The sequence below is a fragment of the Natrinema gelatinilyticum genome (assembly GCF_024266705.1).
Taxonomy (GTDB): Archaea; Halobacteriota; Halobacteria; order Halobacteriales; family Natrialbaceae; genus Natrinema; species Natrinema gelatinilyticum.
This window is the reverse complement of record NZ_CP100756.1, coordinates 3558385-3571490: the sequence shown is the minus strand read 5'-3', so window position 1 is coordinate 3571490 and position 13106 is coordinate 3558385. Positions and strand designations below refer to the sequence as shown.

General features: G+C 62.2%; 13 protein-coding genes. 8 read left to right on the top strand and 5 right to left on the bottom strand.

What is annotated here, in order from left to right; genetic code table 11:
- Window positions 1-82: 82 nt before the first annotated feature.
- Complete coding sequence (locus tag NJU76_RS17540) at window positions 83-1564, bottom strand: aldehyde dehydrogenase family protein (protein WP_254530645.1); 1482 nt, start codon at window positions 1562-1564, stop codon at window positions 83-85.
- A 213-nt stretch (window positions 1565-1777) separates the two neighbouring features.
- On the opposite strand from NJU76_RS17540, the gene gcvT reads away from it, so the two are divergent.
- Window positions 1778-2875, top strand: coding sequence for a glycine cleavage system aminomethyltransferase GcvT (gcvT, locus tag NJU76_RS17535; protein WP_254530644.1), 1098 nt, complete (start codon window positions 1778-1780; stop codon window positions 2873-2875).
- Complete coding sequence (gcvH, locus tag NJU76_RS17530; protein WP_254530643.1) at window positions 2875-3258, top strand: glycine cleavage system protein GcvH; 384 nt, start codon at window positions 2875-2877, stop codon at window positions 3256-3258. The genes gcvT and gcvH overlap by 1 nt, the downstream gene beginning before the upstream one ends.
- Window positions 3259-3554: 296 nt before the next feature.
- Here the strand turns inward: gcvH and NJU76_RS17525 are convergent, their stop codons facing one another.
- Both NJU76_RS17525 and NJU76_RS17520 read right to left on the bottom strand, forming a co-directional pair.
- Entirely contained in the window at window positions 3555-4265 is a 711-nt protein-coding gene (locus NJU76_RS17525; RefSeq protein ID WP_254530642.1) for a helix-turn-helix domain-containing protein, read from the bottom strand.
- Window positions 4266-4508: 243 nt separating this feature from the next.
- Complete coding sequence (locus tag NJU76_RS17520; protein ID WP_254530641.1) at window positions 4509-5270, bottom strand: competence/damage-inducible protein A; 762 nt, start codon at window positions 5268-5270, stop codon at window positions 4509-4511.
- 440 nt (window positions 5271-5710) lie between these two features.
- Here NJU76_RS17520 and NJU76_RS17515 point away from each other — a divergent pair, with 440 nt between their 5' ends.
- From NJU76_RS17515 to NJU76_RS17490, 6 genes are all read left to right on the top strand, one after another.
- On the top strand, window positions 5711-7066 hold the full coding sequence (locus NJU76_RS17515) for a hemolysin family protein (RefSeq protein ID WP_254530639.1): 1356 nt from the start codon (window positions 5711-5713) through the stop codon (window positions 7064-7066).
- Window positions 7067-7497: 431 nt separating this feature from the next.
- Window positions 7498-8121 carry a hypothetical protein gene (locus NJU76_RS17510; RefSeq protein ID WP_254530638.1) on the top strand — a complete coding sequence of 208 codons (624 nt, stop codon included), beginning with the start codon at window positions 7498-7500 and terminating at the stop codon, window positions 8119-8121.
- A gap of 395 nt (window positions 8122-8516) precedes the next feature.
- Window positions 8517-8747: an AbrB/MazE/SpoVT family DNA-binding domain-containing protein gene (locus NJU76_RS17505; protein WP_254530636.1), complete on the top strand. Its 231-nt coding sequence runs from the start codon at window positions 8517-8519 to the stop codon at window positions 8745-8747.
- Window positions 8748-9122, top strand: a complete 375-nt coding sequence (locus NJU76_RS17500) for a PIN domain-containing protein (protein WP_254530634.1) — start codon at window positions 8748-8750, stop codon at window positions 9120-9122. It begins immediately after the preceding gene.
- 43 nt (window positions 9123-9165) lie between these two features.
- Window positions 9166-10689, top strand: a complete 1524-nt coding sequence (locus tag NJU76_RS17495; protein ID WP_254530632.1) for a replication factor C large subunit — start codon at window positions 9166-9168, stop codon at window positions 10687-10689.
- Between the two features lie 145 nt (window positions 10690-10834).
- Complete coding sequence (locus tag NJU76_RS17490) at window positions 10835-11032, top strand: C2H2-type zinc finger protein (protein ID WP_254530631.1); 198 nt, start codon at window positions 10835-10837, stop codon at window positions 11030-11032.
- A 15-nt stretch (window positions 11033-11047) separates the two neighbouring features.
- On the opposite strand, the gene bioD is transcribed toward NJU76_RS17490, so the two are convergent.
- Together bioD and NJU76_RS17480 are read right to left on the bottom strand one after the other, a co-directional pair.
- The gene (gene bioD / locus NJU76_RS17485) at window positions 11048-11740 is read right to left on the bottom strand and encodes a dethiobiotin synthase (RefSeq protein WP_254530629.1); all 693 of its coding nucleotides are present in this window, start codon (window positions 11738-11740) and stop codon (window positions 11048-11050) included.
- Window positions 11737-12960: an aminotransferase class I/II-fold pyridoxal phosphate-dependent enzyme gene (locus NJU76_RS17480; protein ID WP_254530628.1), complete on the bottom strand. Its 1224-nt coding sequence runs from the start codon at window positions 12958-12960 to the stop codon at window positions 11737-11739. Before NJU76_RS17480 ends, bioD begins: the two co-directional genes overlap by 4 nt.
- Between the last annotated feature and the right edge of the window lie 146 nt (window positions 12961-13106).

Here is a 13106-nt window from a genome sequence, read left to right as displayed (position 1 = left end):
ACGTAGCGGTCACAGCGCCGGACCGACGCACGCGGGACATCTGACGTTCACGTCGAATCACCCCACCGCGTCACGTCGTCTCTTACTCGAAGACGAAGTAATCGCGCTCCTCGTTCTGGACAGAGATCCATTTGGGCTCTGTGAGTTCGCCGACGATCCACTCGGCATGGTACCGGCCGAGTCCGGACTGCTTGACGCCGCCGAACGGCGCGTTGTGGTCCTCGTTTATCGGCTGGTCGTTGATGTGAACCATCCCGGCATCGATCCGATCGGCGAGGTCGCGGGCGCGCGCTGCATCCTCGCAGAAAACCGACGCCGAGAGGCCGTACTCGGTGTCGTTGGCCAGTTCGATCGCCTCCTCGTCGTCCGAGAATGGGACGACCGGTGCGACCGGACCGAAGTGTTCGTTACACGCCGTCGGCATGTCGTTCGTACAGTCGGACAGGATCGTCGGCTCGACGAACAGACCATCGGCTTCGCCGCCCGTCTCGAGGGTCGCACCAGCGTCGATCGACTCCTCGATAACTGCGACGAGATCGTCGCGCTGGGTCTCGTTCTGGACCGGCCCGAACGTGACGTTTTCGTCCTCGGATGGATCGCCGATGACGAGCGACTCGGCGTGGTCGACGAGCATCTCGACGTACTCGTCGTACACCGACTCGTGGACCAGGTGGCGGTTGATCGAGATGCACACCTGTCCCTGATGGAAAAAGGAGCCGAACGCGCCCGCTCGAGCCGCCACTTCGAGATCCGCATCGTCTGTGACGACGAACGGTGCGTTGCCGCCCAACTCGAGTGCGGGGAGCGCAAGGCTCTCACCGGCGTTTGCGGCGACGTCGGTGCCGACGGCGGTAGATCCGGTAAAGGAGATGACCCGCGGGATCGGATGGCCGGTGAACCGATCGCCGATATCGGAGCCGCGGCCGGTGACGACGTTGACGACGCCGTCGGGAATGCCCGCGGCCTCACAGAGCTTCGCGATGAGTAATCCGCCCGTAATCGGTGTGTCCGTCGCCGGCTTCAAGACGACCGTGTTGCCGAGCGCAATCGCGGGCGCCACGGCGCGCAGCGAGAGGTGAAGCGGGAAGTTCCACGGCGAGATGACCCCGACGACGCCAACCGGTTCGTAGACGATGTGATTGTCCTTCCCATCGATCGACGGCGAAGGTCGGACCTCCTCCTCGGGCGTATCGAGTTCGAGTGCCATCTCCACGTCGCCGGTCGCGGTGGCGAATTCGGCTAGCGCGCGGAACGACGGTGTGCCGGCTTCGGTCGCGAGCAGCCCCGCGATTTCCTCGAATTGGGCGTTCAGTTCGTCTAGCAGGTTCTCGACGTACTGGTCGCGTTCTTCACGCGGTATCTCCTCCCACGCGGGTTGTGCTGCGTTTGCTGCCTCGTAGGCCGCATCGACGTTCGCTTCTGTCCCCGCCGGGACGTTCGCAAACACGTCCCGTGTCGCCGGATTTTCGACCGGGATCGTTTCGCCGCTCGCGGCGTCGCACCACTCGCCGTCGATATACATCGCACTCCAGTCTGCCGCTGGCTCGAGTTTCTGGATACTCATCTATCACGTGTCACGTTGTTTTTAATGATATATTTTCGGCAACCGGAGACGATAGTTCGAGCCGTTGTAACCGGTAGTGGTTATACAACACCGATTCGAACGAGTTGGGCGACCGCTTCGCTCTCGGGTGACCGGCCGAGTTCGGTCTCGGGACACCCGAGACCGCGCCAGCCGACGAAAAGACATTACTACTCTGCGGATGACGTTGCGGATATGCCGCTTCAGACGTCGCCGTTACGTGGGATTCACGACGAACGCGGAGCGAAGTTCACGGAGTTTGGCGGCTGGGACATGCCGGTCGAATTCGACTCGATCCAGATCGAACACGCGGCCGTCCGGGAGGACGTCGGCATCTTCGACGTCTCGCACATGGGCCAGATCCACGTCACCGGACCCGATGCAACGGAATTGATGCAACGGCTGACGTCGAACGACGTCGAACGACTCCAGGTGGGCAATTCGCAGTACGCCGCGATCACTGACGAGGACGGCATCATCCTCGACGACACGGTCGTCTACCGGCTGCCCGACGAGGACGACCAGGCGACCTACCTGTTCGTCCCTAACGCCGGCACCGACGAGACGACGCACGAACGGTGGATTAGCTACCGCAACGAGTGGGGCCTCGACGCGACCGTCGACAACCGGACCGACGAGTACGCTATGTTCGCCGTTCAGGGACCGTCTGCGGTCGATCTGATCGAGAGCCGGACCGACGAGTCCGCCGATGACCTCGAGCGGTTCGAGGCCCGGTACACGACGATCGACGGCGTCGAGTGCTGGACGGCCCGGACTGGGTACACCGGCGAAGACGGGTTCGAACTGATCCTCCCCTGGGGAGCGGCGGAGGAAATCTGGGCGGCGTTCGACTGTCAGCCCTGCGGCCTCGGGGCCAGGGACACGCTCCGCATCGAGGCCGGTCTGTTACTCGCCGGGCAGGACTTCGATTCCGAGGCCGATCCCCGGACGCCCTACGAGGCTGGGATCGGCTTTACGGTCGCACTCGAGACCTCGTTCGTCGGTCGGGACGCCCTGGCCGAGATCGAGGCCGCAGGTGTCGACGAGAAGCTCGTCGGCTTCCAGTTGATCGATCGCGGCGTCCCCCGACACGGCTACGACATTACGACCGTCGAGAGCCGAGTCATCGGCACGGTCACCAGCGGAACGATGAGCCCGACCCTCGAGAAACCGATCGGCCTCGGCTACGTGCCGACCGAGTACGCGGAGCCGGGCACGACCCTGCAGGTGGTCGTCCGTGGCCAGTCGAAAAAAGCAAGAGTTGAAACAACGCCCTTCATCGACACAGTATAATGAGCTTCGACGTACCCGACGACAGACGGTATCTAGAATCGCACGAATGGGCATGGGAGACGGACGGCGTCGTTCGCGTCGGCATCTCGGACTTCGCACAGGACGAACTCGGCGACGTAGTCTTCGTCGAACTCCCCGACGAGGGCGACACCGTAGGGCAAAACGAAGAGTTCGGCGTCGTTGAGTCGATCAAGGCCGTCTCCGACCTCTATGCGCCCGTCGCCGGCGAGGTCGTCGCGATCAACGATGCCCTGTTCGACGCACCCGAACTCGTCAACGACGATCCGTTCGGCGAGGGCTGGATGCTCGAGATTGACCCCGAGAACGGTGAGCAACTCGAGGAATTGCTTACCGCAGACGACTACCGTGACCAGATCGCCTGAAGCCGGGTGATTCCGCGCGAGGCACGGCGAGCCAGCGCGAGCAGCAGGTTCCCCGCCGTTCCGAATTCGGCAGGCGGGGTATCGGCTGCCCCGTCACGCACGTGATACCGATTGCTCCGTCACGAATTTCTGCCGTCACGAATTTCCGCCGATTTCCGTGACCGGATAGACTGCCCGTAGCCTGCGAGGCAGCGAGGAACTCGATCCGAGGTTCGTACCAGGTTGCTTGATATCCTCCCCGCCCTTCAGGACGCAGTTCTCGCCTGCTACTACGTAGTGCGACGAGTCGGAGTCGGTCACTCGAGACTCACGAGATGCTCGAGCATGTCGTCTAACGGCGTGTTCGTCACGGCAAGTGAGTAGCCGTCGATTCGGGCCAGATCGGCCGCGTGATCCCAGAGATCGTCCTCGTCGATACCGTGGAGGACGACGGCGTTCGGCGTCGGATTGACGACGCGGAGCGCGACGAGGGGCGATTCGCCGCGCGTCACACCCGTGAACACGAGCACACGGTTCGTACTCTGCCCGTAGAGTCGAAAGAACTCCTCGCTCGAGAGCCGCGTGATCGCCTCGATACTGTCGATTACCGTGTGACCGCTCACGCGATCAGTACCGCTCGAGGCGACTTCGGTCGCTTCGAGGTCGGCGTAGAGCCGCGAGAGTGAGATCGACGTGGCGTACTCCCGGAGATCGTAGACGACGTCGCTTTCGAACCCCGCCGAGAGAACTCGGCCGTACTGACGGATGCGTTCGCTGCCCCGGCGTTCGTCGATCGCGAGCAGTCCCTCCACGAGTCGACCGACGACACCGATGCCGGGGCTCTCCCGGCGGCCGCTCTCGTAATCGGAGATCACCGAGGAGGAGACCTCGAGTTCTGCCGCGAGGTCCGTCTGCGAGATGTCGAAATCGGTTCGCCACTTGCGAAGCGTCGAGCCGGGATCGTTGCTCAGCGTAACCTCCCCGGCGATTTTCTCCGCGAGTTCCCGTTTCGGTCCACGCCCGCTCATACTCGTCGGTCTCCCGGTTGGCAGAAGTACCTACCGAAGACGTCTCTCGTGTCCGAACGGTCACGCCGTCACGGTTTCAGTCGCCGGCGTATCCCATCGACCGTCGTTCGCGTCGCGTTCACGGGATTGTTCGGTGATTCGTTGTTCGCCTCGAAGTTCGACACGCGGGCGATTCTCGTCGTGATGGGATGTACCCCCTCCTCGACCTCGACACGCTGATCGCGGGATCGTCGTTTCGGGCCCTCACTGAGATTCGTTTTCGCTCACCGACGGCGGCGCTGTCGTCTCGACGTTCGCTCGCAGCCACGTGATCGCCGACTCGACAGTCTCGGGATCGGTACTCGAGACCCGTATTCGGCCCGGTCGCTCTTCGCTTCGGGGATAACTGCCGACCGAGACGTCGAACCGCTCGGTAACTCCCTCGAGGGCCTCGTGGAGCGCTCCCTCGGGGGCCGGGGTGTAGAGCGTTTCCGCACTCGAGGCACCGTGGAATTCGTCGGCTACCTGCTCGAACATCGCCCGCATTTCGGTCGGGATGCCCGCGAAGACGTAGACGTTCTCGACGACACAGCCCGGTGCCCAGCCTTCCTCGACGACGATCGGCGTCGCCCCTTCGGGGATCGATGCTGCGGCCTCGAGGTCGAGTTGCAGGTCGTACTCGTCGATCAGTTCGGGGTTCTCGTCGCGGAACGCGGCCGCCTTCTCGACCAGGCGCTCGTGGATGTCTCCGTGGACCACGAACGCGCGATCGAGGCCGTCGGTGACGGCTTCGACGGTGACGTCGTCGGGCGTTCCCCCGATTCCCCCGGTGACGATGACGGCGTCGAACTCGTCGCGCCAGCGGGCGACGTAGTCCGCGATCAGTTCGCGGTCGTCGGGAATCGTCAGGATTCGATCGACCGTGCTGCCCCGCGCTGTGATTCGCTCTGCCAACCACGACCCGTTGGTGTTGGTCGTCGCCCCTGCGAGAAGTTCGTCGCCGACGGTGAGGATCGCGACGTTCATAGACGGCGTACGAGGTATGGACAGTTATTCACATCGGGTGTGGCCATCGTGACCAGACGGTCCGATACCGTGACTGGCTATCCACGTCCGGACCGCGACCATCGGCCGCGGAGCGTGTGTCGATCGACATGGAATCGGGTCGTGATGTATTCACTCCGTGTGGGAATCTGTGACAGTGCGAGGTTCGAATCGAGACGAAATCCGGACCGAGTCGACCCTTTTCCCGCCCATCAGCGGCACGGTTTTGTAAGTGGTATGCCAAGTGATCGTATGATCGTGGTTATCGACGGTGGGATCGTCGTCCCGTCCCCCTCGCCCGGGTGGCTCCATCGTTCCATCGGTGGACCAACGCGGACTTGTCAAATCGGGTACCGGGTTCGAAGCGGCGCCGACGTGACAGCGACGGCGCCGGAACACTCGCAGTTTCCGAGGTGGGACCGATGGTAGATCTCGCGTTCTCGCTCGGGAGACTCCTCTTCGCGTTCTTTCTGGTCTTTCTGAACGGGTTTTTCGTCGCCGCGGAGTTCGCGTACGTTCGGATCCGATCGACCAGAATCGAGACGCTCGTCGAGGAAGGTCGCTCGTCGGCGAAACTGGTCCAGGAAGCCACGGACGATCTGGACGACTACCTCGCGGTAACGCAGCTCGGGATCACCATCTCCTCGCTGGGGCTGGGATGGGTCGGCGAACCGGCCGTCGCCTCGCTCATCGATCCTGTCCTCGGTGAAGTGCTTCCCGCGGGGTCGATCCACCTCGTCTCGATCGCGATCGGGTTCGGTGTGATAACCTTTCTGCACGTCGTTTTCGGGGAACTCGCGCCGAAGACGCTCGCCATCGCGGAGGCCGAGCGGATCGCACTGCTGGTCGCTGCACCGATGAAGGCCTTCTACTACGTCTTCATCCCCGGGATCATCGTTTTCAACGGGACGGCAAATTTCTTCACGCGCCTCGTCGGCGTCGAACCGGCATCCGAGCGCGACGAAAGCCACAGCGAGGAGGAGATCCTGCGAATCGTCTCTCGTTCCGGTGAACAGGGGACGGTCGACATGGCCGAAGTCGAAATGATCGAAGCGATCTTCGATCTGAGTGAAACGGTCGCCCGCGAGGTGATGGTCCCCCGCCCGGACGTGGTCACCGTTCAGGCAGATATGCCGCTCTCAGAACTTCGAGCCATCGCCTCGAGCGGGAGCTACACCCGGTTTCCCGTCGTCGATGAGGAGGCCGACGAACCGGTCGTCGGATTCGTTCACGCGAAAGACGTACTCCACGCGATCGAAACGGCGGACCGCGCCGACGAGCCCTCGAGCGGCGAACCGACCGCACGTGACCTGGCCCGAGACGTTCTCTACGTTCCGGAAACGCGCCGGATCGACGAGATACTCGCCGAGTTTCGTCGCCAGAACGTCCAACTGGCCGTCGTTATCGACGAGTGGGGGGCCTTCGAGGGCATTCTGACTATCGAAGACATCATCGAACAGGTCGTCGGTGAAATACAGGACGAATTCGACATCGCCGAACTGGAGCCCTCCATCGACGAACTCGCGGATGGTCAGTACGCCATGGACGGCGGTGTCTCACTCGCCGCGGTAAACGAGACGCTCGAAACGAATTTCGAGAGCGAAGCGTTCGACACGGTCGGCGGCCTGGTGTTGAGTCGTCTGGGCAGGGCACCCGAAGTCGGTGACGTGATCGAGGTCGCCGGCTACGAGTTGACGGTCGACGACGTGGATGGAACCCGGATCTCGAGGGTGCTCGTCAACGAAGTGCCCCCGGAAGCAGAGGAGTCGTCTGACTGAACCCGCAGCGTCTCGCAGTGGCACTTCGGTCGCTGGTGGTTGAGATGGCTAGACCGCTCGTTCATCTGCGTCTCAATTAGCGACAGACTCTCGTTTCGAGCGTTGGTAACGGTTCGAACGTCGCCTCATGAGTACGTCGATTCGTTTTCCGACCCGGGAGCGGTCGGTATCTGCTCGCATCGAACGCAGGTCGGAGTGGTCCTGAGGGAGACAGCCGTCACCGATCCCGTTAAGACACCGACCGCCGGAAACTGGAAATAATTTCGAGAACAGTACATTACTACCGGTGAGTCGATATGACCTCGTCCAAAATGACTCTGTTTCCCCCGGTTGTGGCTCGTGATATTGGGTCTCACTCATAGACCGATGACTGTAACAGCTAATGATAAAAATCAGACAATTTATACAGGAGGGCGTTATTCCATCCGAACATGGACCGACGGAAATTCCTCGTTGCGGCCGGATTCGGAACCGGACTCGCTGGTTGTCTCAACGCGAATCCGGCCGGCGAGACGGGCCCCGGATTCGAAACAGACGAGAACGGGACCGACTCGAGCGAGAAAGAGGCAAACAAAAGCAGGAGCGACGTCGAAAAGAGCGACGAAAGTTCTCGTGAGAAAAAAGGTAAGGTCGACGGCAAAAAGAAGAAAGCAAAACAGACCGACGGTTCGGGGCGCGTCATCACGTTTCCATCCTGTACTCGAGCGGAGGTCACCGGCACGTTCGAGGATAGTGACGTCGCCTTCGCGAGCACGGGATTCTTCGACGACGGTCTCTTCGGAAATACGATTCTCGAGGACGGCATCGTGTTCGGTGAGGACGTCCCAGCGCCGTTCACCGGGACGGTCGTGTTCGAAATCGGAACCAAATCCAACGTGACCCAGAGGCCAAAGAAGATTTTCATCGAAATTCCGAACTACGGCAGCGACGGTACCATAATCTCCTCGCTTACGACCGACCGATCCGACTATGAGACCGTCAGTGACACGGCCGTGAATCCGCTCGCGCGGGACTGCCTTCGCGAAATCGAACCCGAGGGGAACGACGGAGCGTAATCGCTGCTTCGCGGAGAAAACGTCGATCCGACCCCACCCGGTATCGGGAGCACGGCTACTCGATCAGATACCGTTGGTGCTGTGGTTGCGAACCGGGCCGACCAACGCGTCGTCCGGGTGTCTCGCACCCGTCGTCTTCGACGCCCGGTGACCCCCGTGAGACGCGGCCGACACGACGATGCCCGTCGCCGATGAGTGGCGTCCGCAACCACGAAGCGTGTTCTTTACTTCTCACTCGGTACTGACCGACTGGACCGAGAAGTCGGGGAAATATGATATTGATTCGATGTGCCGGGTGATAGTTCGCGAACGAGGAACTCAACAGTCCCGCTCGTAGATGGGTGGTCTGGTAAACGCGGGGAATATTTTTGACTTTGCCCACCAAACAGTGAGATATGTCCGATGTGTCGCTGGACGACCGCGGCCGTCTCACGCTTCCGAAAGAAGTACGCGAACGATACGGTGAGCGGTATCACATCGTTCAGCTTCACGACGGAATCAAATTAGTTCCAATCGCTGACGATCCACTCGACGCGCTCAGAGACGAGTTCGCGGACGTCGACAAGTCGATAGATGGGCTTCGAGAAGACGCACGAGAGGCGGCCCTCGACGAGGCTGGACGATAAATGTATGTGGAAACCGACTTTCTGCTCGCGCTCATCAAGAACGAAGACTGGCTCGGAGACGCCGCCGAAACGATATACCGAAACCGACAGGACGAGTTGTGGACGTCACAATTCACGCTTATCGAACTCCTTCTGGTCGCCTACCGCGAGGAACGAGATACTGAACGCGTCGTCACGAACGCCGCCAATCTCGTCGAGGTACGTGGTGACGTGGATACCGTCGTCTCCGCAGCAACGTACGTCGAAGACCACGAGTTCACGCCGTTCGACGCGCTCCACCTCGTCGAATCGAACGGTGATACCATCGTCTCGAGTGACGGCGCATACGAGGGTATTACCTCACGCCTCGACCTGAAGTCTGTCGACGAAGAGTGACGCTCCGCAACCACTAAACGCGACTCACACCAACCATACCACAATGACCGACTGGACCGAGAAGTACCGCCCGTCGACACTGTCGGAGGTACGCGGAAACAACACGGCCCGCGACGAACTCGAGGAGTGGGCCGAAACCTGGGAGGACCATCGGAAGGCGGTGATCGTCCACGGGAGTCCCGGTATCGGAAAAACCTCCGCCGCTCACGCGCTGGCCGCCGATATGGGCTGGCCAGTGATGGAACTCAACGCCAGCGACAACCGAAAAGCGGACGTCATCGAACGGATCGCGGGCGAAGCCGCGAAGAGCGGTACGTTGACGGGTGGTGGATCGGGCCGTCGACTCGTCGTCCTCGACGAGGCGGATAACTTCCACGGGAACGCGGACTACGGCGGCTCGAGTGAGGTCACCCGCGTCGTCAAGGAGGCGAATCAGCCGGTGGTTCTCGTTGCCAACGAGTTCTACGACATGAGCCAGTCGCTTCGGAGCGCGTGCGAAACGATCGAGTTCAGGGACGTCTCGAAACGATCGATCGTTCCCGTTCTTCGGGATATCTGTCGGCGCGAGGGCATCGAGTTCGACGAGGAAGCTCTAGAGAAGATCGCGGAGTCGACCAGCGGCGACCTGCGCTCTGCGGTCAACGACCTGCAGGCGGTCGCCGATGAGGGTGAAATGCTAACCGTCGAGGATGTCGTCACGGGCGACCGCGACACGACGGAGGGTATCTTCGACTTCCTGGACGCGCTCATCAAGGAAGAAGACGCCGAAGGTGCACTTCGGGCGTCGTACGACGTCGATGAGACGCCGGACGAGTTACTCAACTGGATCGAGGACAACGTCCCGAAAGACTACGAGGGCGCTGAACTGGCCGACGCATACGGGTTCCTCTCGAACGCGGACCGCTGGCTCGGCCGTGTCAGGGCCTCCCAGAATTACTCGTACTGGCGATACGCCACGGACAACATGACCGCCGGCGTCGCCGCCTCGAGGCGCAGCGACAAGGGCGGCTGGACTCGGTACGGCCCGCCGAGCTACTGGTCGAAACTCGGCCGCACCAAGGGAACCCGGAACACCCGCGATGCGGTCGCCGAGCGTATCGCCGAACGGGAAGGGACGAGCGTCGCGACGGTGCGACGGGAGATACTTCCGTTTCTCTCGCGGTTGACACATCACTGTACGAATCGCGACCTGACCGTTCGAATGGCCGCCGCCTACGACCTCGACGAATCCGAACTCTCGTTCGTCACCGGCAGCGGGAAAGACACAAACAAGGTCCAGTCGATCGTCGAGGACGCGGCGGAACGAAAGACAGAAGAAGCGGTCGAACACGCCGGCAATGCGTTTTTCGTGGCCGAGCGTGCGAGTTCCAGCACTGACGAAGCGGCCGACGAGACGGACGACCGAACAGCCGTCGGTGACGATGAGGACGGCGGCTCGAGCGAACAGGGAACGTTCGCGGCCGTGGACGCAGACGACGGGGACACCACGGAATCAGCATCGGCGGACAGTACCGCAGTCGAGGACGAATCGGACGACGGCCAGGCTGGTCTGAGCGATTTCCTGTAAGCGCCGGTCACGTTCTCGAAGATCGATCCTGACGGGACTCGGGGGGCGATTCTCCGGTTTTAAGCTCGCTGGATATGTGTCCGAATTGACTGATCGACACTATTACGTCGACGAACGATGAGAGTATCTTCTGGTGAACTCCCGAATGACAGACGCCCAAAAATGCCCGTTGTGTACGGAGACGTACGACGACCCAACTGCCCTTCGGGTTCATCTCGAGGTACATCACCGAAAATCCGAGGTGGTTTCGTGTCTCGTCGAACGGGAACCGACGACGACCGACGTCACGTCCGAACGCGACTCACGCACCGTCGACCAAGAACAACCGACACCCTCGGCCTGAGTGTTGTGGGGACGGTCATCCGTCTTCTATCGGTAGTCGCCGCCGAAACGTCGGCGACAGCGCTTCACCGACACTGATCGCGAGATCGCGCGGCTCACGATCGCTATCGTCGGCCAACGACGGAACCGTTTCGACGGCATAGCCGGTCATCCGCTCGAGTTCGTCCGGATTGGTTCGTTCGGCCACGGTCTCACCGGTGTACTCGTTGCAAACGACGCCGAGAACGTCGATCCCGCGTGCCTCGAGGGCGTCGATCGAGAGCGCGGTGTGATTGAGGGTCCCCAGTCCCGAGCGCGTAACGACGATCGCCCTCGCCTCGAGGTCGGCGACCAGATCGATCACCTCACGGTCGCCGGCTAACGGGACTCGAAGTCCGCCCACACCTTCCACGATCGGTACCGCCGCGGCGGCGGCGGCTCGTTCGCAGGCGGCGCGGATCGACTCGTACTCGAGATCCTCGTTGGCGACGTCGGCGGCGACGCGCGGTGCCAGCGCCGGTTCGAGATACCGCAGACAGGTCGCCGCCGCGAGATCGTCACAGGCCGTCGCGACGAAGGCCGCGTCGTCGTCCGGTGGATGTCCGGTCTGGGCAGGCTTGATCGCTCGCGCGTCGTGGCCGGCCTCGCGCAGTAGTCGCGTGAGGCCGGCGGTTACGACCGTCTTCCCGACGCCAGTTCCGGTACCGACGACGGCGATCGGGTCGGTCATAGCAGTCCCACCTCTTCGCCCGTCGCTCGGAACGCCTCGAGGCAGGTGACGATGTCGTTCTGTTCGTGGGTCGCCATCGGCACGACGCGGATTCGGCTCGTCCCGTCCGGAACCGTCGGCGGTCGAATCGGTGGCGCGACGACGTCCCGTTCGCGAATCCCGTCGGCGAGGTCGATCGCATCTCGCCGATCGCCGACGACGACCGGGAGGATCTGGGAATCACCCCAGACGTCGAATCCCATCGACTCGAGGCCGTCGCGGAGGTGGGCTACGTTCTCCCAGAGTCGCTCTCGTACGTCGGTGTGTCGGGCGACGTGGAGCGCCTCGCTTGCGGCCGCGGCTGCCGGGGGCGCGAGCCCAGTCGAAAATACGAACGGGCGCGCGTCGTTTACGATGCATTCGATCAGTTCCGCGCTGCCGGCAACGTAGCCGCCCTGGCTCGCCAGCGCCTTCGAAAGCGTACCCATCTGGATCTCGATACGGTCTTCCAGTCCTTCGGCCTGCACGATGCCGCCGCCGTCTGCGTACAGGCCAGTCGCGTGGGCTTCGTCAACCATCACCCACGTACCGAATTCGTCGGCGGCGTCGCAGATCGTCTCGAGCGGCGCCACGGTGCCGTCCATGCTGAAGACCGAGTCAGTGACGATCAACCAGGATTCGTCGGCCGGGTCTCCCCCCTCTCGGACCGCGTTCCCGGCTCGCTCCTCGAGTTTCGAGCGAAGACTCGCTGCATCGCAGTGGTCGTAGACCACGGTGTCGCAGTCCGCCAGCTGGCAGCCGTCGATGATGCTTGCGTGGTTCAACTTGTCGGAGAAAACCACGTCCGGTTCGAGCGCGGTAATCGTCCCGACGTTCGCCGCGTATCCTGACGAAAACGTCAGGGCGCGCTCTGTGTCCTTGGTTTCGGCGAGCAGGCGCTCTAGATCCTGGTGGACCAGCGTGTCACCGGTGACGAGCCTGCTCGCCCCCGCGCCCGTTCCGACGGTTGCCGCGGCCTGTCGCGCCGCGTCCTGAATCCGTCTGTCGTCGGTCAGGCCGAGGTAATTGTTTGAGGCGAAGACCAGTGCTTCAACCGAATCGAGGACGGGCAGTTCACCGCCGGAGGGCTCCGCAAAGTAGCCGTGCTCGGCGACCCGGTCGACAGGCGACAACGTCCGTTTCAAGTCGTTCTCCTCGAGCGTTTCGAGTCGGTTCTCGAGGTTGAACCCGCGGTCGGCCATTCGGCTATACGGAGTCAGCGCCACGGTTTCACTCTCACGGTTCGGATCGACCGGATCGGTCGGCCCACTCGGGTATCGGGTCGGTCGATATGCAGCGGATTCGGGCTCGTTGAAATCCTCATTCTGTGAACAGCGGCGAAGGGAAT